At 74.8% G+C, this 25,816-nt stretch carries 16 protein-coding genes; 11 read left to right on the forward strand and 5 right to left on the reverse strand.

The features are described 5' to 3' along the window. The 4 genes from opcA to ACF061_RS20725 all read left to right on the forward strand — a co-directional run. The coding region (opcA, locus tag ACF061_RS20710; protein ID WP_392268374.1) for a glucose-6-phosphate dehydrogenase assembly protein OpcA at positions 1-849 on the forward strand (849 nt) is incomplete at its 5' end. Then, positions 842-2,512, forward strand: a complete 1,671-nt coding sequence (gene pgi / locus ACF061_RS20715) for a glucose-6-phosphate isomerase (protein WP_392268375.1) — start codon at positions 842-844, stop codon at positions 2,510-2,512. The genes opcA and pgi, both read left to right, overlap by 8 nt. A 32-nt stretch (positions 2,513-2,544) precedes the next feature. After that, complete coding sequence (gnd, locus tag ACF061_RS20720) at positions 2,545-3,426, forward strand: phosphogluconate dehydrogenase (NAD(+)-dependent, decarboxylating) (RefSeq protein ID WP_392268376.1); 882 nt, start codon at positions 2,545-2,547, stop codon at positions 3,424-3,426. A 37-nt stretch (positions 3,427-3,463) separates the two neighbouring features. Continuing rightward, the gene (locus ACF061_RS20725) at positions 3,464-4,111 is read left to right on the forward strand and encodes a histidine phosphatase family protein (RefSeq protein ID WP_392268377.1); all 648 of its coding nucleotides are present in this window, start codon (positions 3,464-3,466) and stop codon (positions 4,109-4,111) included. Between the two features lie 34 nt (positions 4,112-4,145). Here the strand turns inward: ACF061_RS20725 and ACF061_RS20730 are convergent, their stop codons facing one another. The 3 genes from ACF061_RS20730 to ACF061_RS20740 all read right to left on the reverse strand — a co-directional run bounded on the left by ACF061_RS20730 (position 4,146) and on the right by ACF061_RS20740 (position 10,053). Continuing rightward, positions 4,146-4,889, reverse strand: coding sequence for a hypothetical protein (locus ACF061_RS20730; RefSeq protein WP_392268378.1), 744 nt, complete (start codon positions 4,887-4,889; stop codon positions 4,146-4,148). A 189-nt stretch (positions 4,890-5,078) separates the two neighbouring features. Further along, complete coding sequence (locus ACF061_RS20735) at positions 5,079-6,659, reverse strand: hypothetical protein (RefSeq protein WP_392268379.1); 1,581 nt, start codon at positions 6,657-6,659, stop codon at positions 5,079-5,081. A 100-nt stretch (positions 6,660-6,759) separates the two neighbouring features. Then, positions 6,760-10,053 (reverse strand): hypothetical protein, encoded by a 3,294-nt coding sequence (locus ACF061_RS20740; RefSeq protein ID WP_392268380.1) that lies wholly within the window; start codon positions 10,051-10,053, stop codon positions 6,760-6,762. 581 nt (positions 10,054-10,634) lie between these two features. On the opposite strand from ACF061_RS20740, the gene ACF061_RS20745 reads away from it, so the two are divergent. Next, positions 10,635-11,816, forward strand: a complete 1,182-nt coding sequence (locus ACF061_RS20745) for a S8 family serine peptidase (protein ID WP_392268381.1) — start codon at positions 10,635-10,637, stop codon at positions 11,814-11,816. Positions 11,817-11,941: 125 nt separating this feature from the next. On the opposite strand, the gene ACF061_RS20750 is transcribed toward ACF061_RS20745, so the two are convergent. Together ACF061_RS20750 and eccCa are read right to left on the reverse strand one after the other, a co-directional pair. Further along, positions 11,942-12,193, reverse strand: a complete 252-nt coding sequence (locus ACF061_RS20750) for a Smr/MutS family protein (protein ID WP_392268382.1) — start codon at positions 12,191-12,193, stop codon at positions 11,942-11,944. Positions 12,194-13,651: 1,458 nt separating this feature from the next. Then, positions 13,652-17,650 (reverse strand): type VII secretion protein EccCa, encoded by a 3,999-nt coding sequence (eccCa, locus tag ACF061_RS20755; RefSeq protein WP_392268568.1) that lies wholly within the window; start codon positions 17,648-17,650, stop codon positions 13,652-13,654. 348 nt (positions 17,651-17,998) lie between these two features. Here eccCa and eccD point away from each other — a divergent pair, with 348 nt between their 5' ends. From eccD to ACF061_RS20785, 6 genes are all read left to right on the forward strand, one after another. Further along, entirely contained in the window at positions 17,999-19,396 is a 1,398-nt protein-coding gene (gene eccD, locus ACF061_RS20760) for a type VII secretion integral membrane protein EccD (RefSeq protein WP_392268383.1), read from the forward strand. A 22-nt stretch (positions 19,397-19,418) separates the two neighbouring features. Continuing rightward, positions 19,419-20,912, forward strand: coding sequence for a type VII secretion protein EccB (eccB, locus tag ACF061_RS20765; RefSeq protein WP_392268384.1), 1,494 nt, complete (start codon positions 19,419-19,421; stop codon positions 20,910-20,912). 315 nt (positions 20,913-21,227) lie between these two features. Then, positions 21,228-21,605 carry a hypothetical protein gene (locus ACF061_RS20770; RefSeq protein ID WP_392268385.1) on the forward strand — a complete coding sequence of 126 codons (378 nt, stop codon included), beginning with the start codon at positions 21,228-21,230 and terminating at the stop codon, positions 21,603-21,605. Between the two features lie 61 nt (positions 21,606-21,666). Continuing rightward, entirely contained in the window at positions 21,667-21,981 is a 315-nt protein-coding gene (locus ACF061_RS20775) for a WXG100 family type VII secretion target (RefSeq protein WP_392268386.1), read from the forward strand. A gap of 96 nt (positions 21,982-22,077) precedes the next feature. Beyond that, complete coding sequence (locus tag ACF061_RS20780; RefSeq protein WP_392268387.1) at positions 22,078-22,521, forward strand: type VII secretion system-associated protein; 444 nt, start codon at positions 22,078-22,080, stop codon at positions 22,519-22,521. A gap of 5 nt (positions 22,522-22,526) precedes the next feature. Beyond that, entirely contained in the window at positions 22,527-25,811 is a 3,285-nt protein-coding gene (locus ACF061_RS20785) for an AAWKG family protein (RefSeq protein WP_392268388.1), read from the forward strand. The last annotated feature ends 5 nt before the right edge of the window (positions 25,812-25,816 follow it).

The following is a 25,816-nucleotide window of genomic DNA, read 5'->3' on the forward strand; positions in this document are numbered from 1 at the left end:
ACCCTCGTCATCGTCACCGACGAGGAGAACGCCTACGACGCCCTCAAGGCCGCCGGCGACGCCTCCCGCGAACACCCCTCCCGCACCCTCGTCGTGATCAAGCGGACCACCCGCACACCGCACGAGCGGACCACCTCACGGATCGACGCGGAGGTCCGGCTCGGCTCCGATGCCGGCGCCGGCGAGACGGTGCTGCTGCGCACCTACGGCGAGGTCTCCGACCACGCCGACTCCGTGGTCCTGCCCCTGCTGCTCCCGGACGCGCCGGTCGTCGTCTGGTGGCCGGTGGACGCGCCGGAGACCCCGGCCAGGGACCCGCTGGGCTCCCTCGGCCGGCGCAGGATCACCGACCTGTACGCGGCCGAGCACCCGATCGAGGTCCTCCGGACCCGCGCGCGCTCCTACGCGCCCGGCGACACCGACCTCGCCTGGACCCGGCTCACCCCGTGGCGCTCGACGCTCGCCGCCGCACTGGACCAGGCCCGGACGAAGGTGACCTCGGCGGCGGTGGAGGCCGAGGCGGACAACCCGAGCGCGGAACTGCTGGCCCGCTGGCTGGAGGCCCGGCTCGGCGTCGGGGTGGACCGGGTCGTCACCGCCGGGCCGGTGGTGACCGCCGTACGGCTGGGCACCGAGGCCGGCGAGATCGTCGTCGACCGGCCCGAGGGCCCGTCGGCCACGCTGACCCTGCCGGGCCAGCCGTCGCGCACCCTGGCGCTGAAGGTCCGCCCCACCTCGGAACTGATCGCCGAGGAACTGCGCCGCCTGGACGCCGACGAGATGTACGCCGTCGCCCTGCACACCCATCCCACCCCACCTGCCGTGAAGGAGCGGGACCATCGTGTCTGACACGTCCTCCCTCCAGCACTCCCCCGCCTGGCTCGCGCTGGCCGACCACCGCGAGGAGCACGCGAACGCACACCTGCGGGAGCTGTTCGTCGAGGACCCCTCCCGCGCGGAGCGGTACACGGTGCGCGTCGGCGATCTGCGCATCGACTACTCCAAGCACCTGATCACCGACGAGACCCTGGCGCTGCTGCGGGAACTGGCCGCCGCCACCGACGTCTTCGGACTGCGCGACGCCATGTTCCGCGGCGAGAGGATCAACCTCACCGAGCGGCGGGCCGTGCTGCACACCGCGCTGCGCGCCCCCAGGGACGCGGTGGTCGAGGTCGACGGCGAGAACGTCGTGCCGAAGGTGCACGCCGTGCTGGACAAGATGGCCGGCTTCGCCGACCGGGTCCGCTCCGGACAGTGGACCGGACACACCGGCAAGCGCATCCGCAACATCGTCAACATCGGCATCGGCGGCTCCGACCTCGGCCCCGCCATGGCCTACGAGGTCCTGCGCGCCTTCACCGACCGCGACCTCACCGTCCGGTTCGTCTCCAACGTCGACGGCGCCGACCTGCACGAGGCCACCCGTGACCTCGACCCGGCCGAGACCCTGTTCATCGTCGCCTCCAAGACGTTCACCACCATCGAGACGATCACCAACGCCACCTCCGCCCGGACCTGGCTGCTGAACGGACTCGACGGCGACGACAAGGCCGTCGCCAAGCACTTCGTGGCCCTGTCCACGAACAGCGAGAAGGTCACCGCGTTCGGCATCGACGTCGACAACATGTTCGAGTTCTGGGACTGGGTCGGCGGACGCTACTCCTACGACTCCGCGATCGGCCTGTCCCTGATGATCGCCATCGGCCCGGACCGCTTCCGCGAGATGCTCGACGGCTTCCGCATCGTCGACGACCACTTCCAAAACGCCCCCGCCGAGGCCAACGCCCCCCTCCTGCTCGGCCTGCTGGGCATCTGGTACGGCAACTTCTTCGACGCCCAGACCCACGCGGTCCTGCCCTACAGCCACTACCTGTCGAAGTTCACCGCCTACCTCCAGCAGCTCGACATGGAGTCCAACGGCAAGTCCGTGCAGCGCGACGGCGAACCCGTCCACTGGCAGACCGGCCCGGTCGTCTGGGGCACCCCCGGCACCAACGGCCAGCACGCCTACTACCAGCTCATCCACCAGGGCACCAAGCTCATCCCCGCCGACCTCATCGGCTTCGCCAACCCCGTCGCCGAACTCAGTGGCGAACTCAAGGCCCAGCACGACCTGCTCATGGCCAACCTCTTCGCCCAGGGCCAGGCCCTCGCCTTCGGCAAGAGCGCCGACGAGGTACGCGCCGAGGGCGTGCCCGAGGAACAGGTCGCCCACCGCACCTTCCACGGCAACCACCCCACCACCACCATCCTGGCGACCGAGCTGACCCCCTCCGTCCTCGGCCAGCTCATCGCCCTGTACGAACACAAGGTCTTCGTCCAGGGCGCGGTGTGGAACATCGACTCCTTCGACCAGTGGGGCGTCGAACTCGGCAAGGTCCTCGCCAAACGCGTCGAACCCGCCCTCACCGAACCGTACGCATCAGCCGCTGCCGCGGCGGGGTCCGTGCCCGGCCTCGACCCGTCCACCGCCGCCCTCGTGGCCGCCTACCGCGAACTGCGCGGCCGTTGAGCCGCACACACCTGATGGAGAAGGAAACGGTCATGGAACTGGGTCTCGTCGGCCTCGGCAGGATGGGCGGCAACATGCGCGAGCGGATCCGCCGCGCGGGCCACACCGTCATCGGATACGACCGCGATCCCGACCTCGCGGACGTCGACAGCCTCAAGGAGCTCGTGGGCAGGCTCCAGGCGCCCCGGGTGGTCTGGGTGATGGTCCCGGCCGGCGCCCCGACCCAGTCGACCATCGACGAACTCGCCGGGCTGCTCGAGCCCGGCGACGTGGTCGTGGACGGCGGCAACTCCCGCTGGACGGACGACGAGAAGCACGCCGAGGAGCTGGCCGCCAAGGGCGTGGGCTTCGTCGACTGCGGCGTCTCCGGAGGCGTCTGGGGCCTGGACAACGGGTACGCGCTGATGTACGGCGGCGACGCGGAGAACGTCGCCCGGGTACAGCCGGTCTTCGACGCGCTCAAGCCGGAGGGCGACTTCGGCTCGGTGCACGCCGGCAAGGTGGGCGCGGGCCACTTCGCGAAGATGGTCCACAACGGCATCGAGTACGCGATGATGCAGGCCTACGCCGAGGGCTGGGAGCTGCTGGAGAAGGCCGACTCCGTGGAGAACGTCCGCGAGGTCTTCCGCTCCTGGCAGGAGGGCACCGTCATCCGCTCCTGGCTGCTCGACCTCGCGGTCGACGCCCTCGACGACGACGAGCACCTCCAGGGACTGAAGGGGTTCGCGCAGGACTCCGGCGAGGGCCGGTGGACGGTGGAGGCGGCCATCGACAACGCCGTGCCGCTGCCCGCGATCACCGCCTCGCTGTTCGCCCGGTTCGCCTCCCGCCAGGAGGACTCGCCGCAGATGAAGATGATCGCCGCGCTGCGCAACCAGTTCGGCGGCCACGCCGTGGAGAAGGCCGGCCGCTGACCCGTACGTCGAACACCGAAAGCGAGGCCGTCCCGTCATGGGCGAACTCCTTCTCATCCGCCATGGCGAGACCGAATGGACCCGCACCCACCGGCACACCGGGCTCACCGACCTGCCGCTGACCCCGCACGGCGAGGAACAGGCGCGCCGGGTCGCCCCGTTGCTCGCGGGGCGCCGCATCGGCAGGACACTGGTCAGCCCCGCGCGACGCGCCGTACGCACGGCGGAGCTGGCCGGGCTGCGGGGGTGGGAGACCGTCCCCGACCTGCACGAGTGGGACTACGGGGCGTACGAGGGCGTCACCACGGCCGAGATCCACCGCACCCGTCCCAGCTGGGACCTGTGGACCGACGGCGTCCCGCCGGGCCGCGACGGGCGGCGGGGCGAGAGCCCCGAGCAGGTCGCGGCCCGGGCCGACCGGGTGCTGGCGGACGTGGAACCGCTGCTGGACGATCCGGACGCCGCCGATGTGGTGCTCGTCGCGCACGGGCACTTCCTGCGGGTCCTGGCCGCCCGGCGGCTCGGTCTGCCGCCCGCGGCGGGCGCGCTGTTCGTCCTGGACACCGCCTCGCTCGCCCGGCTGGGCGCCGAGCACGGCCGCCCCGCGATCACCGCCTGGAACGTCACCGTCCCGGAAGCCGCCCCCGTCGCGCGGAAGTTCGCACCGGTGCCCGCCGCACCCTGACGCGGGACGGCGGGGCCCGGCGGCCGGGGCGGGATCAGTGCACGCGGACGTCCTCCAGCCGGACCGACCCCACCAGGGGCGCCGGGATCCGGTGACCGCTCTCGTCGCGGCCGTAGATCATCCGGGTGGTGGGGACCACCAGGCCGGAGAATTCCTGGTGACCGGAGACGTAGTGGACCGCGGGCGTGCTCCCGGTGGCCCGCACCTCGTGGTCGCGCCGGCGGACGAGGCCGTCGGAGTCGACGTACAGGATCTGTTCGGGGCCGAGTGCGGCCATGTGGGCCGGGAAGAGCACACGCAGCCGACGGAACCTCTCCCCGTTCTCCGACCAGGGGCCGATCTCCTCGGTGCGCACGCCGGGGAAGGTGAGCGAGGCCGGTTCCGCCAGGCAGGTCCACATGGCACCGGCGCAGAAGTGCACCGGTTGGCGGCGGGCCCACGGAGTCGACGGGTCCTGGCCCGCGAGAGGGGCGCGTGGACCGGTCGGTTCCCCGGTCCCGGTCCCGGTCCCGGTCCCGGTCCTGGTGCCGTCCACGACTTCCAGCGCGACCCGGCCGACGGTGACCGGCGCGCGGTGGTCGGCGTTCGGGAACGGCTTCTGGGTGACGGACCGCCGTCGCAGGTCGACCGTGACCTCGGCGTCGTTGAGGACGCCCTGTCGCCCCCTCGGCCCCCACAGGGCGCCGCCGAGGAACTGGCGCGCGGTGATGCGCCGGACTTCCCTCCAGCGGGCGCGCCCGCCGTGGGCGTCGAGGACGGTGGTGAGCAGGTCGGGCACGGTGGTTCTCCTGGTGCTGGCCTCCGGCCCGTCGGCCGCGGCCGGGTCGGCTGGTCGGCGTCCTGTGTGGCGCACGACCAGCTTCCCCGGGGCGAGTGGACACTTTGTGGTCCGGTTTGTGGACCTCTTGTTGACCCGCCGGGATGGGTCGCCGGGTGTCCGGCCGGACACCCGGCGACCCGTTGCCGCTCAGTGCTGGGTGCCCGCCGCCCACAGCACGGCGCCGCCCGGGGAGAGGATGGTGACGTTGCCGTCGGCCTGGACCACCAGTCGCGCGCCCGGGTTCCCGGCCGTCCCGGACGACCACGCGGTCCGGTCGTCCCTGGTGTAGACGACGAAGTGGCCGTCGTCCTGGAAGACGGCCCGGTAGCCCCGGCCCTGGGTGTGCGAGGACCAGCGGACCGTGCCGTTCTCGTCGGTGATCACCAGGTCGCCGTCCGTGCGCATGGTGATGGTCATGCGGTCGGACGCCCAGTGCTCGCCGGGGCCGAGAACGCTGGTGGCGGTGACCACCCGGGTGCCCCACTGGCGCGGGGCGGCCCCCGGCCCGGCGGTCGGGGCCGCCTTCACGGGCGTGACCGCCTTGACGGGTGCGGCGGCGGCCTTGACCGGTGTGGCCGCCTTGACGGGGGTGGCCGCCTTGACCGGTGCGGTCCGCGTGCTCCTCGTCGTGGTGGCGGCCCCTGACGACCTGGCCGTCGAGGTCCCGTCCGCCGACGACCGGGCGGTCGAGGACCGGTCCGCCGACGGCTTCGCCGCGGCGGCCGCCGTCGACGCCTTGACGACCGCGGCGGGCTTCTCGGCCGAGGCCGCCCGGCCGGTCGCGTGTGCGCCGGTGGCGGCCGAGCCGACGGCGTGGCCGTGGTCCCCGGTGGCCAAAGCACCGACCCCGGCGCCCAGCACTCCGACGGGCCCCAGCACGGTCCGTCCGCTGCCGGCCGGCGGAGCGATCAGGGGGCTGCCGGTCCGGCCCGGGTACGGCCGCACGCCCTGGCCGGGCGGGGTGATCCCGGACGCGGCGACCCGCGGGCCGAGCACCGTGCCCTCGTCCTCCACCCCAGCCGTCGTGCCGGTCGTGCCGGTGCGCCGGGTCCCGGACGCCGTCGCCGGACCGGTCTGCGGCTGCGGGACGACCGGGGCGGCCGTGCCCTGCGCCGGGTCCTGCAACGGCACGACACTCGTCTGCCCGTCGGGACGGGAGGCCCCGTCCGCGCCCGGCGACTGAGAGGCGACCGGGACCTGCCGGCCGAGCCCCTCGTAGTCGGCCTTGCCGCCGCCGTGGTGGGCGACGAACGGTAGGGAGCTCAGCACCGCGCCCGCGAAGGCGGCGGCCACCAGCAGGGGCTTGCCCGCCCCGCGGCCGGTGCCGCCACCGCCGCGGCCGGCGGGCGTCGAGCCGGTACGGCCGTTGCCGGCGACCGCGCCCGGCAGACCCTGCTCCGTCGGCCCGTCGACGTCGGCCGCCGGGGACGGACCGCGGCCGGCCAGGTGCGGCCGGCGGCCGCCGGGACGGCCGGGCTCGGATGCCTGCCGCACCGCCGGGGAGGCGGCCGCGCCCGCGGCGGCGATCCTGGTGGACAGGGCGGCGCCGGAGACCGGGCGGGCGCCCTGGGCGACCGTGCCGCGCGCGGACTCCGCGGTGGGCGCGCCCGATCGGGGATCCTCCGCCGAGGGCAGCGCCACGGCGCGTCGGATCCTGCGTGGCTCGGCCGCCGGTGCGGCCGCCGTGTCCGGCGGCGCGCCGGAGGACGCCGAGTACCTCGATGACATCCGTGCTCCTTCACATGAACTTGTCGGGGGAACCGTCCTTCCCCCGGCGCACCGCGCGGGCGCGGTCCGGCGGAGGGGACGGGGGCTGGGTGAGCGCCGGTCACACGGGCGGCGCGCCGTGCGGGAGTTCGGCCAGCACGCCGAGCAGACCGCTGTGCCGGGCGGGCCGGACGCGGCGGTCGCCTGCGAGGGCGGGCGGTTCGTCGGCCAGGGCCGTCAGCCGCTCCAGGACCGGGACGTCGGAGGGGTCGAGCCGGCCCGGCACGGCCGGCGGCGCGCCCGGCGCGAGTTCGCGCAGCAGCACCACGGAGGCTCCCGCGCGTTCGCGCACCTCCAGCACCCGCAGTCGGGTGCCCGGGCCGAACACCACCTCGTCCGACTCTTCCGCGCCGGCGTCCGCCAGCGCCCCGGTCCTGCGGCCGGTCGCCGACCAGATCAGATAGTGGTCCTCCGGCACCGCGGGATACCCCTGGTCCAGGGCGCGGGCGCCGACCGGTGCGGCGGCGCCGAGCTCCTCGCCGGGCAGCAGCATCCTGGTTCCCTCGTCGAACACGTCCGCCGTCCGGACGGCCGCGCCCCGGAAGGACGGCAGCCTGCGCAGCCCCGAGGCGAGGCAGGCGAGGTAGGCCAGCGCGCCCGCGTCCCGGACCTCGAGGGCGGTCGTGAGGCCCCGCTCGGCCAACCCGCCGTCCCGCGCGCCCAGATAGGCGTACACGGCGGTGAGGTCGGCGGACAGCTCGTCGTCGCCCTGGCCGGCCGAGCGGAGCCCGGGGAGCCGGGTCAGCGCGCGCTGGACCTCACTGGCGTACCGCTCCCAGTCGGCGCCGAGGTGGGAGCGCAGGAGCTGCCGCTCCGGGCCGGTGCTGCGGTGGGAGGGCGGGACGGGGACGTAGGAGACCTCCTGGAGGACCGGCGCGGGGACGGCCCGTTGCGGGACGGGGGCCCGCGTCGCCGCCGGGCCGGCCGCACCCGGCTCCTCCTCGTCCTCCGCCGTGCGCGAGGCCGGGGCGCCGTCGGTGTCCGGTGTCGTCGCAGGTGACGGCTGGGAGGCACTGCCGAGGCCGGCGCCGAGGTCGGCGTCCGTCGAGGTGAACAGGGGCGCGAAGCGCTCCGGTTCGGTCACCGGCCCGGCCGGCTCGGGCAGCACCGGGGCGGGCGGCGGCCACTGTCCGGCGGGGGGCGCGGCGGCGGTTCCCGGCGCGTCGGGCGGCCAGGGTGCGGGCGCGGCCGGCGGGTGCGGCAGCGGTCCCCGCGCCGGGTGTTCCGGCAGTGCCGGCGGCTGCGGTGACGAGAGCCGGGTCCGCGGGGTGTGCTCCTCGGGCTCCTCGAACACGGTGGGCGCCGCCGGGGGAGCGGAGGGCGGTTCGGGCGTCGGAGCGGGCGCCTGCGAGGGAGGGCCGGACACGGGGGCGGGGGCGGGTTCGGTACCGGGTACGGGTTCGGGTAGCGGTTCGGGCACAGGCGCGGGTGCGGGTGCGGAACCGGCGGGTGCGGGGCCGGGTGCGGGTGCGGGCACCTGGGGCGCCGGGTGGCCCGCGTCCGGGTGTGACGCTGCCGCGTACGTCGCCGGGGCGGGTGGCTGCTGACCGTGAGTCTCGGGGGTGTGCGTCTCCGCGCCGTACGGCTCTTCCGGGTGGGTCGCTGCCGCGTGTGCCGTGCCCTCGGGGGCCCCGGAGTGCCCGGTGTGCGGGGCATGCCGGTGGTGCGTCAGCGCGTGGTCGCTCGGGCCGGCTCCGCCGGTCGTGGAGACGTACTGCACGGGCGGTGCGATCGGCGCGGGCGACACCGCGGGCCCGGTCGCCAGCGCGGCGGCCGGCGCCTGCGCGGCGGCCGGCGCCTGCGCGGCGGCCGGCGCCTGCGCGGCGGCCGGCGCCTGCGCGGCGGCCGGCGCCTGCGCGTGGCCGGTGTACGGCGCCCCGGCGTCCGGGACGCCGGCCTGCGGAGCCGCGCCGCCCGCCGCCGGCACGGCGAGGACATGGGCGGCCGAGGTCTCCTCCGCCGCGTCGGAGCGCCAGCCGTTGGGCGCCAGCACCATGCCGTGCCGTACCGCGAGCCGGCGCAGCGTCCGCATCCCGTTGGCGCCCGTGTTGCCGTGCACCTGGATCATGGCCCGTTCACGGACCTCGTCCTCCAGCGAACCGAACAGGCGCTCGAGGGCGGGCCACAGCGAGTCGTCGAGGGCCCGTCCAGGCACTCCGAGGCCGATCGCCACCACGTCGCCGTCGGCGGCCCGCGCGGTGGGCGGGGGCTGGTCCCCCCGGCGACCCACCCACAGACCCGTCCAGGTCAGGACGGTCTGCCAGCGGTCGTCCAGCAGGAAGACACCCGGCTCGGGTCCTTCCTCCAGGCCGGGGGCCGGGGCCCGCCAGGACCCCATGCGCAGCTCCCCGGGACCGCCGTCCCCGGCCGGCACGCAGGTGACGCTCTCCACGTACGGTTCCCAGGCCGGGGCGCCGTCGCGGCCCACGAGCAGGGTCCGGGCGGCCCCGGTCAGCGGGTCGTCCTCCAGCAGCACGGGCAGGCCGCCGGCGACCTCCACCTCCAGGCCCAGCGCGTCCGCCGTCTCCTGGCCCACCGTCAGCAGGTCGCGGCCGTCGGCCGGAAGCAGCCGCAGGGCCTCGCGGGCCCGGCCGGGCAGGGCCGCCAGCACGCTCGCCAAGGCGTCGGCGCCGACCGGAGGAGCGCCGGGCGCGCCCACCAGCAGCTGGGGCCTGGCGGGGTCCACGGGAACGGCGTAGCCGATGCCGTCCGGCGCCCCGGCGGGGACGCCGGCGGGCTGGACGAGCAGTCCGGCCGGGACCGCCTGGACCAGGTGGTCCTCGGCCACCTCGGCGTCCACCCGGGTCAGGTGGCCCTCCCAGTCGGGCACCGGGAAGCGGGCCCCGAGCCGCCGGGGCACCGCTCCCGGCGCGAAGTGCCACCAGCCGCCCGGCGTGGCCCGGCCGTCGGGCGAGAACAGGGTGCCGCCGGGCACGACGACGGCCGGCCCGCTCGCCGCCACGACCTCCAGCCCCCAGTCCTCGCACAGCCGGCGGGCGGGCGAGGGCGCGGACGCGCGGTCCACCGCGCCCTGGGACATCACCAGCCGCAGCAGGGGTACGCCCTTCGCCCGCAGTTCGCCCATGACGGGGGCGAGCCGCCGGGCGAACGCGTCGAGTTCGTCGTCCGTGGGCACCGCGGCGACCAGTACCGTGGCCTGCCCGTCGGGGCCCGCCGCCAGCGAGGAGGCTGCGTCGGCGAGCCGACCGGAGACACGTGCGTCACCCCGGTGCACCACGTGCACCCCGTCGACGTCCGTCACGGCGAAGGGCTCGGCGCCGAACGCGGCGTCGGGCGAGGCGGGACCGTGAGCGGGCGGACCGCCGGGCTGCCGGCGGCCGGTCCTGCGGCTCATCGGCCGGCCCGGGTCGGCCGGCCGGCGAGCGGCGTCCGACACGTGTGACCGGGACCGCCCGCACGGAACATGCGGCGCGTCCGCGCGTCAGGCCGCTCCGCGACGCGCGGACGCGCCCGGTGACCCGGACCGACAGGAACGATCATGGTCGGCTCAACTCGCCTTCATCTGCTGGTAATCCGGTCCGCGCCTGCACGGTTCGCGGACACCTCGGCCACCGACGACGGGCACGCGCCCGTCGCGGCGGGCCGACGGGGGGCCGGCCGTCCGGCCGGTTCGGTCGGGAGGGGCGGCCCCTTGACACATGTGCTCGGAGAAACGTTACAGGCCGTCGGAAGACAAGTGGTGCGCCCAGTCGAGGGATTTGCCGAACCGACACCCGGGACACCTCGAAACATGTGCCGGTACGGTGATGTGTGCACACCTGACGGGCGGTGCGCGACCGGCACGATACCGTGCGCGTCTACGATACGTGCACCTCGCGGCAGTTGACGGCGACAGACGACGGAGGCCCGGTGACTCCCAGGTATCTCAGACGGACCCGGAGACGTTCTCCGGGTCCGCGCGGTGGCGCCGGCGCGATGGCGTCGGCCGCCGCGCTGCTGCTGTGCGCGGCGGTGGCCCCGGCCGCCGCCGCGCCCGCCTCACCCGGTGCCTCGCCCGCTCCCTCGTCCTCGGCGGGTGCGCTGAGGCTTCCGGTCGTCCCCGCACGCCTCGGCGCCATGGCGACGGCGTGCACCGGGGGTTCCGGCACCGTCATGACCCAGGTCCCGTGGGCCCAGCGCCTGCTCGGCCTGGGCCGGGCCGGTCTGCTCACCGACGGCGCGGGCGTCACGGTCGGGGTCGTCGACACGGGCGTCTCGACCAAGGCGGCCGCGCTGTCCGGCCGCGTCACGGCCCGGCCGGACGCGGGCTCGGACTGCGTGGGGCACGGCACCTTCGTCGCCGGGCTGATCGCCGCCGCGCCGCGGTCGGGGGTGGGCTTCGCCGGTGTGGCGCCCGGCGCGCGGATCTTCGCCGCCCGCGGCACCGACGCGACCGGCACCGCCGACGCGTCGACGGTCGCGCGCGGGATCAGGGCGGCGGTGGACGCCGGCTGCCGGGTCGTCACGGTGTCGGCGGCACTGGCGGCGAACAGTTCCGCGCTGTCCTCCGCCGTGCGCTACGCCACCGCGCACGACGTGCTGCTGGTCGCCCCCGCCGTCCCGGACGACACCTCCGCCGGCCGGGACCGGACGTCCTCCGCCACGCCGTTCTGGCCGGCCGCCGCGCCGGGCGTGCTGTCGGTGGTCGACTTCGGCGTCGACGGCAAGCACCCCGACGGCGCGCTCCAGCCCCTGGAGCCGGACCTGGCGGCCCCGGGCGACCGGGTGAGCGGCATCGGACCGGCCGGCGACGGCCACTTCGTGGGCAGCGGGGCCTCCTTCGCGGCCGCCTACGTCGCCGGGGCCGCCGCCCTGGTCCGGGCCTACCGCCCCGGCCTGACCGCCGCGCAGACCGCCGACCGCCTGGAGCGCACCGGCTACCCCGCCGACGTGCCGCGCCTTGACGTCGACGGCGCGCTCACCGGCGTTCTCTCCCCGGCCCCCGCCACCGAGCCGCCGGCCGCCACCGCCTTCCACGCGATCGCGGCCGTCCACGACGGCGGCACGGTCCGCCGGGCCGGCGCGCTGACCGCCGGGTGCGCCGCCCTGGCACTGGCCCTGGCGGCGACGACGGCGCTGCGCCGCAGGGCCCGCGCCGGCACGGGCGAGCACGCCTGAGGGGCCGCCCACCCCACGGGCCCTCCTCGTCCCGGATCGGCGGACTCCCGCGGTAGCCGGAGGAGGTGCCGCGCGTCGTCCTCCTGCCGCGGCCCGGGCCGCCGTCCCGCGCAGGAGCGATCGGGTCAGCGTCGCGCGAAGTGAACGAGCACGCGGCCGGTGTTGCCGTCCTTGACCTCGACCCTTTCGTAGAGCCGCGCGATGTGCTTCTGCTCGAGGAAGGCCAGCACCCTGGCCCTGAGCTGCCCGGTCCCCTTGCCGGGGATGATCTCGGCGACCGGCTCGCCCGACTGGTGCGCGCGGAAGATGAACTGACGTAGCGCCAGCTCGATGTCCCGGTTGTTCCGGAACAGCGGGTGCAGGTCCAGGCTCAGCAACGTGTGGCTCCTCGGTCATGCGAAGGTGTGTACGTCCTGAGACACGTTAGCGGTCCTTTCGAACACCGTGACGGCCTCAGGGTCCCGACCGGCCCTCAGCATTCCGGCGACGGCGGGGTCATGAGCTGTCGGGCGTGCCGGCGAGAACCACCGGGCCCCGCACCGGGCGGTGGGCGCCACCACCGTGCTCGGCGCCGGCGGCCCCGTCCGTGGGCACCGAGGACGGTGCCGTGATCCGGGGCAGGGCCTCGCCGGAGCGGGCGGCGCCGCTCGGGGTGCGGCGGCGTCCGAGGCCGGCATGACCGCTCGGCAGCCGTTCACCGAGCGGCCGGGGACCACGAACCGGGGCGACCGGCCGGGTGTGGTTCGTCGTGGCCGGACGGAGCGCCCGCCCACGGCCTCCGTGGCGATGGGGCGTACGACGTCCGAGTCGTCCGGGGCGGGCGACGCCGGCCAGGCCGGTTCGGGCGGTACCGGAGGTGTGCGGCCGGCGACGGCCGGACGGCCGCGGGGCAGGCGTGCGGGACCGGCCGCGGTCCGGTGGGTACGGCGCGGCACGGTCCAGCCGAGTCCGGTCATCGATGCCTCCGCACGGACGGGTTGCCCACGGACGGGTTGCCGAGGTCATGTGTCATGTCGTCGCGGCAACCCTGCTCCGGCGGGTCCGCGCCGGGCATCGGTCAAGTGACTGCTCCCCGGCCGGTGGCCCCGACCGGGTGTGCGCCGCAGGGGTGCGGGGTGCGGGGGCCGAGGGTGCGGGGTTCCGGGGTGCGGGGACTCGGGGTGGGGTGGAGCGGCGTCCGGGGACGGCTCACGCTGACGGTTCGCTTACGGGGGGAGCGAACCGACCGACGGCGTACGGGAACGCCGTGCGTGAGCCGTCCCGGTGCCGGGCCCGCGGGGGTTCGGGCCGGACCGTGGAATGCGCGGGCCGCCACGGACGTACGGGTGGCTCCCGGCCGCGTCCCGCGCCGACCGGATGAAACCGGCCGGGTGCGAACGGGGCGCGTGTGTGTCATTGGACCAGACGTCCGTGTCCGTCGTCCAAGACGGTTCCGGCATCGCCCGATGCGGGAACGGCATCAGTGCCGGCCGCGTCCGTGCCGCCCCGGACCACCGGACGGCCGTTCCGTCCGATGGGCAGGGGCGGCGGCCGTGCCCTCGCGCGCCCGCCGGAACACCCGGCCACCGCGGGATCGGCACGGCGGCCCCGGGCGGTTGGAGAGGTGGCGGTCGGCCGCCTGGCGGGGGTGACTCCCAAGGTGTTGACCACGGCGTCGATCTCCTCGACGCCGGCGACGCCCAGGTGCTCTCCAGGCGGGCCGGGGCCTCGGGACGGACGCCCGGCGGCGCGGTCCCGTACCAGGACGGCCAGGCCCGGCGGCACGGGCTGGTATCGCGCGGCGCGGTCCCGTACCAGGGCGGCGCGGCCCCGTACCAGGGCGGCGCGGCGCGGTGTCAGGGTGTGTGCGGGTCCGTCTCCGCGTCGGGGCCCGTGACGAGTGCCGTCTGGATCTGGGTCGTGCGGCGGCGGGTGACGTACAGGCCCCGGCCCGGCGGCAGGGTGCGGGGCTTGACACCGAAGACGTGGCCCTCCGACGGCGGGCAGGACATCAGCAGTCCGGGTGAGTTGACCTCCAGCACGCGCCGCACCAGGGGATCGTTGGCGCCGCGCAGGGCACCGGCCGCCGCCCGGGCCAGGATCACGTGCACGCCGACCTCGTAGCCCAGCGGCAGGTGCTCCAGGAGCGGATCGAGCGGGGTCTGCATCGGCTGGGCGACCAGGTCGTAGTCGTCCACCAGGACGAACAGCCGGGGGCCCTGCCACCAGTCGGCCAGCCGCATCCGGGCGGGCGAGATGTCCGGTCCCGGGGTGCGCTCCCGCAGGGCCCGGCCCACGCCGGTGATCTGCTCGCGCAGTTGGTCCACCGAGACGGCGTGCCCCAGCCGGTACTCCTCCGGCACCGCTTCCACCAGTTGGCGCCGGTAGTCGACGACCAGGATGCGGGCCTCCTCGGGGGTGAAGGTCCGCACGATGTGCCGGGCCGTCAACCGCAGGAAGTTCGTCTTGCCGACCTCGCTGTCACCGAACAGCACCAGGTGCGGCGTCTCGGAGAAGTCGTGCCAGGCGGTGCCCAGTTCGGTCTCCTCCACGCCGAGCGGGAACCGGAAGCGGCGCTCGGGGGCGACGGGCGGCAGATCGCGCGCGTCCAGCCGGGTCGGCAGCATCCGCACCGCCGGAGCGCCCGGCCCCGGCCAGCTCTCGGCGACCGCCGCCACCAGGTCGCCCACCCCGTCGGCGAGGTCGTCGGCGCGTTCCACCCCGTCGATACGGGGCAGCGCCGCCAGGTAGTGCAGCTTGCTCTCCATGGTCAGACCGCGTCCCGGGGAGCGGGGCACGCTGCCCGCCTTGCGGATGTCGACGACCGAGTCCATGGCGTCGCCCATGCGCAGCTCGAGCTTGGTGCCGGCCTGGTCGCGGATCGCGGCGGTCAGCTCCACCCAGCGGGAGGCGGTGACCATCAGGTGGACGCCGTAGTTCAGCCCGCGCGCGGCGATCTGGCCCAGCGCGGCGACGTCGTCCTGGAAGTCCTGGCGGACGGTCGACCAGCCGTCGACGACGAGGAACACGTCCCCGTGCGCCTCCTCGGGGAACTCGCCGGCCGCCCGGCGGCGGCGCAGCGTGGCCATGGAGTCGAAGCCGTGCTCCAGGAACATCCGCTCGCGCCGGGCCAGCAGCGAGGTGATCTCGGCGAGGGTACGGGCCACCCGCTCGGTGTCCAGCCGGGTCGCGACCGAGCCCACGTGCGGCAGTCCGGCCAGCCCGGCCAGGGTGCCGCCGCCGAAGTCCAGGCAGTAGAACTGCACCTCGCGCGGCGTGTGGGTGAGCGCCAGCGCCGTGACGAGGGTGCGCACCAGGGTGGACTTCCCGCTCTGCGGACCGCCGGCGACGCCTATGTGCCCGCCCGCGCCGGACAGGTCCACCGTCAGCAGGTCGCGCTTCTGCTCGAAGGGCCGGTCGACGACCCCCACGGGCACCCGCAGCGCGCCGCGTCCCGCCCAGTCCGCGGTGGTCAGCCCGTACACCGGGTCCGGCGACAGCGGCGGCAGCAACCGGTCCAGGGTCGGCGACTGGGCCAGCGGCGGCAGCCACACCTGGTGCGCGGGCGGCCCGGAGTCCCGCAGCCGCTCCAGCGCGACCGACAGCAGCGACGGAGTGTCCTCCTCGCTCTCCGCCCCCTCGGCCGGCGGCTGCTCCCCGGCGCCCGGCGGCAACTCGCGCTCGGCCACCCGCTCCCCGGTGAAGGCCACCACCTGGCCGGCCACCCGCTCCTGCACGAGGGCGCCGGAGCGCTCGCGGTACCCGCCGGAGACGTAGGCGGCGCGGAACCGGGTCAGCGGCTCGGTGCCGCTCTTGAGGAACCCGGCGCCGGGCTGCGAGGGCAGCTCGTAGGCGTCCGGCACGCCGAGCACGCCCCGGCTCTCCATCGCCGAGAACGTGCGCAGCCCGATCCGGTACGACAGATGGCTCTCCAACTGGTGCATACGTCCCTCGTCCAGGCGCTGCGAGGCCAGCAGCAGGTGCACGCCCAGCGAGCGGCCGAGCCGGCCGATCATCACGAACAGCTCCATGAACTCGCGGTGCGCGGAGAGCAGTTCGCTGAACTCGTCGACCACCACGAACAGGCTGGGCAGCGGCGCCAGCGGAGCGCCGGCGGCACGCGCCCTCTCGTACTCCAGCGCGGAGGTGTAGTTGCCGGCCGCGCGCAGCAGCTCCTGACGGCGGATCAGCTCGCCGTGCAGGGCGTCCTGCATGCGGGAGACCAGCGCCGCCTCCTCCGCCAGGTTGGTGATGACCGCGGAGGTGTGCGGCAGCCGGTCCAGACCGAGGAAGGTCGCGCCGCCCTTGAAGTCGACCAGCACGAAGTTCAGGGACTCCGAGGAGTGGCCGAGCGCCAGCGCCAGCACCAGCGTGCGCAGCAGTTCGCTCTTGCCGGAGCCGGTCGCGCCGATCAGCATGCCGTGCGGCCCCATGCCGCCCTCCGCGGACTCCTTGATGTCCAGCTCGACGGGGCGTCCGTCGCCGCCGACCGCGATGGGCACGCGCAACCGGCGCCCCGCCGAGGCGCCGCGCCGCTCCCAGTACGTCTTCGGGTCGTGCCGGCGCAGGTCGGCGATGCCGAGCAGGGTGGTGAGCTCCACGTCGGTGGCGAGCGGCTGGGCCGCCTCCGAGGTGACGCCGGTGCGCATCGGGGCCAGCACCGCGGCCAGCGCCCGCGCGGAGACCGGTCCCAGCCGGTCGGCGCGGCCCAGCGCGGTCGTCGACTCCTTGCGGCTGCGGTCGGTGCGCACCAGCCGCACCTCGCCGTCCTCGACGTGCAGGCGCAGCGTGGTGCGGCCCGGCCGCCAGGGCAGCTCGCCCGACAGGTCCAGCGTGACGGTGTTGCGAAAGCCCGCACGGGCCAGGCGGTGGCCGGAGGGCAACCGGCCGCCGTCGACCACGATCACCGTGAACGGCTCCTCCCGGCTCGCGACGGCGCCGGCCTCGAACGGCGGCCGGTCGGCGAAGTCCTCGCCGAGCAGCGCCTCCAGTTCGCCGGCGGCGGAGGTGAACAGCCGTACCGGGCCCGCCCCGTCGGTCTCCACCGGGTGGTGGGCGTGCGGCAGCCACTTCGCCCAGTCCCACTCCCCGGCCCGCTCGGCGGAGACACAGAAGACGATCGACAGCTCCTGCGGGGAGTGCGCCACCGCGAGCTGGGCGATCAGGGCCCGCGCGGTGTCCAGCACCTCCGCCCGCCCGCCGCGCAGCAGCACCCGCGCCCACGCCGGGAGGAAGATCGCGATGGGCTGGTCGGGAACGGTGGAGTAGGCGTTGACGAAGGCGCGCAGGGCGTGTGCGCTCAGCGGGTCGAGGTCCTCCACCGGCTTGTTCGCATTGGTGGTCAGCCGCATGGCCAGGCGCTGTTCGCCGACCGCGAGCCGCACCTCGCCGAAGTCCTGGTCGGACGGGCGGCGCTCCCACAGCCGAGTGGTGCGCGCCAGCGCCCACAGGGCCGTGGGCCTCGGGTGCCGCCAGGCCAGCGCGCTCTGCTGCTCGACCACCGCCGCCCTGACCTTGCGGCGGGCCCCGCCGAGGTAGCGCAGGTAGTCCCGGCGGGCCCCCTTGAGCTTCCGCCGGCGTTCCGCGCCGCCGCGCATCGACTGCCCGAGCAGCATGGAGACCATCGCCAGCGCCATCACGCCGACCACCACGTACGTCATCGGGCTGGAGGACTGGCCGGGCCGCACGTACAGCAGCACCATGGCGCCCGACATCATGGCCATCGGCAGGTACGTCAGCATCCCGGCGCCGCCGTCCGGCGTCTGCTCGGACATCACCGGCGGCTCCTGGAGCACCATCTCGCCCTCGGGCATGTCGGGTCCCCGGCGCCGGGCCGGCCTGCGGAAGAAAACCACGCTCAACGGATGACGTCCTTCTCGAGGAGGTGCGAAGCCCCGCACGTCACATGCTCCGCCCGCGGGGTGTGCGTACGGGCGGGTGTGCGAACGGAGGGCGCGTGAACGGCGGGTGTGCCGGGCGACATGCGGGGCCCTGGCGCCGTACGGCGACACCTGTGAGACTATCGGGCACCACCAGGGTCGCCAACAGTGGTCCGTCGCACACCGGTTGGCCGCACACCGGCTTCCGGTTCCAGGACCCCGGGTTCCGGCGACCGGTTTTCCCCCGCTGACCGCCGACAGGCGCCGGTCCGGGGACCCTGTCGGCCCCGAGCAGCGTCAGCCGCCGAAGAGGTGTGAACACATATGAGTGAAGGATCCGTCGCGGGCGTGTGCCGGGTGACGATACGGGCCCCGGAGAAGATCCTCGACCTGGCCGTGCCCGCCGACATCCCGCTCGCCGACCTGCTCCCGGTCGTCGTCGTCCAGGCCGGCGAACAACTGGAGGAAGCCGGACTGGAGCACGGCGGCTGGGTGCTGCAACGCATCGGCGGCGAACCGCTGGACGGCGAACAGAGCCTGGACGCCCACGACGTGCGCGACGGCGAGGTGCTGCTGCTGCGCCCGGAGGCCGAGGCACTGCCCGCGGTGCGCCACGACGACCTGGTCGACGCCGTCGCCGGCACGGTCCGCGAACTGCCGCACGCCTGGACGCCCGCGACGGCCCGCTGGACACTCCGGCTGATGACCGCCGCCGCGCTGGTGGCCTGCCTCGTCGTGCTGGCGCTGCCGGGCGATGCGGTGTCCCGGGCCGCGCTGGCGGCCGGTGCGGCGCTGCTGGCCCTGGCCGGCGCGGGTGCGGCGGCCAGGGCCATGGACGACCCGCCCGGCGGGGTGGTGCTGGGCCTGGGCGCCGGTCTCCTGCTGGGGCTGGCCGGCGTCCTGCTGACCGGAGACCCCTGGACCTCCCCGGGCGATCCCGCCCTGGCCGGCGCGCATCTGCTGGCGGGCTCGGCGGCGGCCGGGATCGGCACCGCCCTTGCTCTGACCGTGGTCTCCGCCCACGTCGTCGTCTTCGCCTCCGCCACCGCGGTGTGCGTGGCCGGCGTCCTGGGCGGGGTGCTGATGGCCGCACTGGACGTGCCGTTCTCCGCCGCGGCCGGCGCCGTCGCGGTGGCCGCCGTCGTCTTCGGGGCGTTCGTGCCCCGCATCGCCTTCTCCCTGTCCGGTCTGCGGCTGCCGCCGCTGCCCACCACCCCCGAGCAGCTCCAGGAGGGCATCGAGCCGCACGAGGGCGAGGACATCGCGCGCCGGGCCGCGGCCACCGACCGCTGGATGACCGGCCTCTACCTGGCGGCGGGCGCCGTGTGCGCGCTCTGCATGGCCGGCCTGGCCCGCCGGCCCGAACCCCCGCAACTGGTCACCTGCGCCCTGCTGGCACTGCTGCTGTTCCTGCACGGGCGCAGCCTCGGCACGGCCTGGCAACGGCTGGCGCTGGCGGTGCCGGCCCTGCTCGGGCCCCTGCTCGCGGCCGTCTGGCTGGCCGCCCACCGGGACGGCGGCGCGCGCCCGGCGGTCGCGGCCGCCCTGCTGCTCGGCGCGGTGGGCCTGGCCGTCGCCTCCTGGACCGTGCCCGGCCGCCGCGTGCTGCCCCACTGGGGGCGCGCAGGCGACCTGCTCCAGTCCGTGACGGCCTTCGCGCTGCTGCCCGCCGTGCTGTGGAGCCTCGGCGTGTACCAGGTGCTGCGCTCGGCCAACGGCTGACCGGCGAACGGAGAGCTACGTCATGCAGAACCGACGCGACCAGGTCCAGGCACACCGCTTCGTCGTCTCCCGGCTGACCAGCGGCCTGCTGCGCGCCGACCCCGACCTGCCCGAACCGCCCACCCGCCGCACCGACCGGGGCGTCGCCTTCGGCGCCGTCCTCGCGGCCGTGCTCGCCGTCGGCTCCCTGGTCTACGGGCTCATCAGCCCCGGCGGCGCCACCGGCTGGCGCGACGGCCGGACCCTGGTCGTGGAGCGGGGCACCGGCACCCGCTACCTGTTCGACGGCGACCGGCTGCGCCCGGTGCGCAACTACGCCTCGGCCCGCCTGCTGGTCGGCGCGGACCTGACGACCGACACGGTCTCCGCCGCCTCCCTGCACGGCACCGCGCACGGCGACCCGGTCGGCATCGAGGGCGCCCCCGACGACCTGCCCCCCGCCGCCCCGTCCGGCTCCGGGGCCTGGCAGGTGTGCGCGGGGACGCGGCCCAGCGACTCCGGTGGCCGTACCGGCACCACCACCCTGCTCGTCGACTCCGGCCCGTCCGGCGACGCCGTGCCGGCCGGTGTGCTCGTACGCGAGACCGGGGGCGACCTGTTCCTGGCGTGGCACGGCGCCCGTTTCCGGCTGGCCGCCGGGCAGGCCACCGCCGCCGCCCTGGGCTACGGGGCGGCCGACCCGCTGCCGGTCTCCGCCGCCTTCCTCGACGCGGTGCCGGCGGGCGCCGACCTCGCCGCGCCCCGGGTCGAGGGCCAGGGCGCGGCGGGCCCGGACGTGGACGGCGCGGCCACCCGGATCGGCCAGGTCTTCGTCGTCCGCACACCCGGTTCAGCCCAGCAGTACTACCTGCTGCTGCGCTCGGGCCTGACCCCCGTCACCACCACCCAGGCGGCCCTGCTGCTCGGCGCGTCCGACACCCGGGCGAGGGCCTACGGCGGCAAGGCCCCGCAGGCCCTCGCCCTGTCCCCGAACACCCTCGAGGGCATGCCGGCGCCGAAGGGTCTCACCGACGAGGCGGCCGGTGTGGAGCGGTCCGGCACGGCGATGCCCGCCGCGCCGCCGGCCCTCGCGCAGCCGCGGAGCGACCAGGACCTGTGCGTGCGGCTCACGCCGAAGGGCGACGCGGGCACCGGCGTCGCCCTGGTCACCGAGGACTCCTCGGCCGTCGCGGCCGGGGCCACCGCCCCCGGCCGGGCCCTGGCCCCCGCCTGCCTGGCGGTGGACGCCGTCTCGGTGCCCGCCTCGGGCGGCGCCCTGGTACGGGCACTGGACAGCTCGGGCGCGAGCATGGGCGACACCACGTATCTGGTGACCGACACCGGCCGCAAGTACCGCATCGCCTCCGCGGACGCCGCGACGGCGCTCGGCTACGACCCGAAGCGGGCGCGGCAACTGCCCTTCCCGCTCCTCGACATGCTGCCCACCGGACCCGACCTGTCCCCGGAGGCGGCCCAGGAGGGGCGCAGCGAGGCCGCCGACGGGGGCCGGTGCGCCGGAGGGAACGGAGCGTCCTGACACATGTGTTGCCCCGCCGGTCCCGCCGGGGCAACACATCCGGCGCCCATGACCACTTGGCGGTTCACACCTGCATGCGCAGAGCGCATCGCCCCATGCGTCACACAGATGACCACGTATCACTTGTCGCCGCGGAGGTGGCATGATTAGCATCGCGACGAAACGACCGGATCGGTTCTGACAGGTCGTCCGATGCGCCGGCCCAAGCCGGGCACACGTACACACACGTATTCCGCACGTCTCACGGCGTACTCGGCCACGGCGACGGCGTGACCCCTCACTCGATTCGCCGACGGATCGGAAGGCAGCGACACGATGAGCACTCCCAGCAGCGGGCAGACGCAGCAGTCGTCCACCGCCACCTACAGCCAGGCCATCCAGAGCCTGGAGGGCGCCAGGAGCCAGATGACCCTGATCCAGGGGGACGTCCAGCAGGCGAAGGCGACCCTCCAGGCGCACTACCAGGGCGAGGACGGCCGCGCCTACGCGCGGGTCATGGACACCTGGCTGAGCGAGGTGGACCGCATCAAGCGCACCTGCGAGGCCATGGAGAACCAGCTCGGCAACAGCATGCAGTCCTCCAACAGCGCGCAGGCCGGCGCCGTCCAGGCCGTGGTCGACGGGGACGGACACCTGACGGCGTTCGGATCCGACGTCGAGAACGGCGCCTACACGGTCATGAAGGGCGCCTGACCCGCACGGCGCCCGACCCGCCACCCGCCCCTCGTTCCGCACCCCGACCAAGGAGACCACCATGGGCGCCGCAGAAGACGGCATCTACATCGACCACGGCCAGGCGATGACCTTCGCCGAGGAGATGATGCACCAGACCACGCGCATCAGCGGCGTGGTGAACCAGCTCGAGGGCGAACTCGCCGCGATCGTCGGCAACTGGCTGGGCCCCGACCGCGAGGTGTACTACAACAAGGTCCAGCCCACCTGGAACAGCGAGGTCACGGCCCTGTCGACCATCCTCCAGCGGCACGCGCAGACCCTGGACAACATCAGCGACATGTACGCGAAGACCGTGTACCGCAACGCGCAGGGCTTCGAGGAGATCAAGTTCTGACGCCGGCCGACAGCCCGTCACCCCGCCCCGCCGGGAGCCCGCGGCAGGGGCGTGCCACAGCACCGTGTGCCACCGTCGTAGTCGTAGGGGAAGGCAATGCCGGATCTGACCAAGCTGGACGCTTCCCGCCTCCGTACGTTCGCCGAAACGGACGTCCGTGAGGCGGGGGACGAAATCGCCAGGCTGCGCACCTCCGACCAGGAGGGGCAGTCCCTGTACGACATCTCCAACGCGCCGAGCGGACCGTTCGTCCTCGGCGCGATGGCGAGTGACTCCGACACCGCGGGCAAGACCCTGGTGAGCCACACCGTCCAGTCGGCGAAGGCGATCGACGGTGTGCTCAACCACCACCTCACCGCCTTCCGCGACCTGCGGCGGGAGCTCGACGACGTGGTCGACACCATGCTCAAGACGCAGGGGGAGACCCTGGAGCAGGTGGAGGGGGAGAAGTTCCTCTCGGCCATCAAGGGCTACGACGCGGACATGTCCGGCGGTTCGTACGGGTCGAGCAGTTCCACCACCTCAGGTACCCAGGGCTGATCGTCATGGCCGTCGACAACTGGGAACACATCATCAAGCTGCTCACGGGCTGGACGCTGCCCGAGCGCTCCGAGGTGACCGGCGTCAAGGGGGACAGCGGCACCCCCTGGATCAACGTCAAGATCAAGAAGGAGAAGCACCGGAGCAAGAGCCCGCAGGTCGATCTGAACCCCGGCTACGGGGCGACGTTCCAGTTCTTCGTCCAGCACGGCAAATCCGTGGACATGTACACGGCGAACATCGGCTATGTCGGCGATCTGGCGAAGGGGACGACGTACTGGCAGCGCGGCAAGGAGGCGCTGGACCGCATGGTCCACCAGTTCCAGTCGTCCGGGGACCCGTCCGTCCACGGCGGGGACCCCGGCCTCACGGACGGCGTCGACCTGCACTCGTTCAACAAGGCGGCGTACTCCTTCGACCGGGCCGGCTACTTCTTCCGCAACCGCACGGCCGTCCTGAAGAACTGGCTCGACGCGCTCGGCGCCGAGAACGCGGCGTGGAAGGGCACCGCCGCGGACGTGTTCCGCGACCTGATCACAGACCTGCACGACAAGTACGACCACTACACGACCCAGTTGAGGCCGCCCGGCTTCACCCCCGCGAACACGTCGGTGGTCACCGGCACCCAGGCCTGGACGCTGCACGGCGACAACCTGATCGGCGCCCAGAACGACCTGCACGCCGCTTACACCGACCTGGCCAGGCAGTTCGACGACTTCTACTGGCGCCGGGGCCGCGGCATCACCGTGACCTCGGCGGACGGCAACAGCCGCTCCCACGTCCCGCCGGCCGAGCCGACGAGCGTCCTCGACGAGCTCATGTGGGACATCCAGTGGTTCATCATGCAGTACAACCACCCGAACGTCGCCTACACCACGACGAGGTACAACTGGGGCATCTCGTCGGAGACGATCACCAGCTGGCATCCGAAGCCCGGCTTCTCCGCCAACACGGCCTGGGGAAACCTGAAGGACCAGAGCACCTGGTCGGGCCTCGCCAACGAGGCGATCAACCGGTGGACCAACAACCTCCAGGCGAACCTCGACGAACCGGCCCACCAGTCCGTCACCGACCTGGGCAACAAGTGGACCCAGGTCCTCGACTCCGGCCGCGACACCCGCTTCGCCTTCGAGGACATCCCCTCCGTCAGCCTCGCCGACAGACTGGCCAAGGAGCAGGCGGAGAAGGAGCAGGAGGACGCGCGGCGGCAGGCCGAGGAGGCCGCGAAGGAGGCGAAGCAGCAGCAGGAGGACGCGGCTCGGCAGGCCAAGGAACAGGCCGACGAGTTCGAGAAGGGCGTCTCCACCCTGACGAGCGGCGGCCCGGACCTGGGCGGCGCCTACCCGGCGGACGACGGCTTCCAGGTCACCTCCACCGACGCCGGCACACCGCGGTCGCTCACCTCCGCGGACGGCGGGCTCGCCGACGTGCCGACGCCGAGCCCGTCGACCCTCGCGAGCGGCCTGCCCACGGTCGGCGGTCCGGACGCCTTCACCACGGACACCTCCGTCGGCACCCCGGCCACGCTCGCCGCGACCGGGGCGGGCCTGAACTCCCTGCTCGACGGCGTCCCGGCGGCCGGCATCCCGTCGGCCACCGACCTCGCGGCGGGCACGCCCTCGGCCGGCGACCCGTCGGCGGGCACGCCCTCGGCCACCGACCTCGCGGCGGGCACGCCCTCGGCCACCGGCGTCCCGGTGGCCGGCGTCCCCACCGTGCCCGACCTGTCGACCCTGGTCTCCTCGCCGGACACGGCCGGCGCCGCGGGACCCACCGGTCCCGACGCGGCCGTCACGTCGACGAGCGAGAGCGGAACGCCCCTGTCGATCCCGTCCCTCACCGGCCTGATCCCGGGCGCCACCACGACCGGGCCGGTCAAGACCGGCCCCGACGGCAGCACCACCGCGGCCACCGCCGGCGGCGGCCTGGTCACACAGTTCCCGGACGGCGGCTCCGTACAGGTCGGCCCGGACGGGACGGTGACGACCACGTCGCAGGACGGCGTCACGACGACGAGCACCCTGGATCCCGGACAGGTGCTGACCAACCCGGACGGCTCGACTGTCTCACTGGACCCGGACGGCGGGGTGACCACGCACCTGGCGGACGGCTCGTCGTACACCTCCCACCCGGACGGCAGCGTCACGACCACCGATCCGGACGGCGCTTCGGTGACGCAGTTCCCCAACGGCGTGACCGAGACGGTCGGCCCGGACGGGCAGACCCACTTCACCAACCCCGACGGCAGCGTCACCACCCAGAACCCCGACGGCACGGTGAGCACCGTCTTCCCCGACGGCAGCACGGCGACGGTCGATCCCGACACGGGCACGGTCACCACCCTCACGCCGGACGGCCAGACCGTCTCCACCCATCTGGACCCCGGCCAGAGCCTGGTGAACCCCGACGGCTCCACCACGGCCATCGCCCCCGACGGCTCGATCACCACCACCCTGCCCGACGGCGGCACCTACACACTGCACCCGGACGGCACGGTCACCACGACCGGCCCGGACGGGACGACCACCACGACCGGCCCGGACGGGACGACCACCACGACCGGCCCGGCCGGCGCCCTCACCGAGCTCCCCGGCCCGGTGAACCCGCCCACCGCCTCCAGCGGCTTCGGCGGTCCCGGCACCCTGACCACCCTGACGCCGGACGGCGCCACGACCGTGCACTACCCCAGCGGCACCACCGCCACCACGGGCACGGACGGTTTCACCACCACCGCCTTCCCCGACGGCAGCAGCACCATCAGCGGTCCGGACGGGCAGTTCCAGACGCTGCCGAGCCCCGACACGGCCGGCCTCGGCGACGGGACGGACGCGCTCGGCGACGGATCGGCCGGCTCCGAACAGGCCCAGGCCCTCGGCGGGCCGGGAGCGGACGCCGGCCGGACCGCGACGGCCGCGGCCGGCCAGGGCGCCGACCCCGGCCTGGCGGGCCTGCTCTCGCCGATGATGATGATGTCGGGCATGGGCCGCATGGGCCAGGGCGGGCAGAACAAGGAACAGGAGCGGATCCGCGAGGTCTACGGCGACGACGAGTCCGACGGGGCCTTCTTCCACACCCAGCAGGTGGGCCGCCCGGGTGCCCAGCAGGAGCCGGAGCCCGACCTCTACGAGGAGGAGGAAGAGGATTCCGAGGAACTGCTCAGCCGGCCGAGACGGGATCAGGGAGCCGGCTACGCCCGCCCGTCCACACAGAGCGGGTCCGGCCGTCCGGACGACGGCGGCGACGTCTGGGGCACCGAGGAGGGCGGTCTGCCCGCCTCGATCGGACGGTGACCGCG

Source organism: Streptomyces sp. NPDC015220 (assembly GCF_043079345.1).
Lineage (GTDB): Bacteria > Actinomycetota > Actinomycetes > Streptomycetales > Streptomycetaceae > Streptomyces.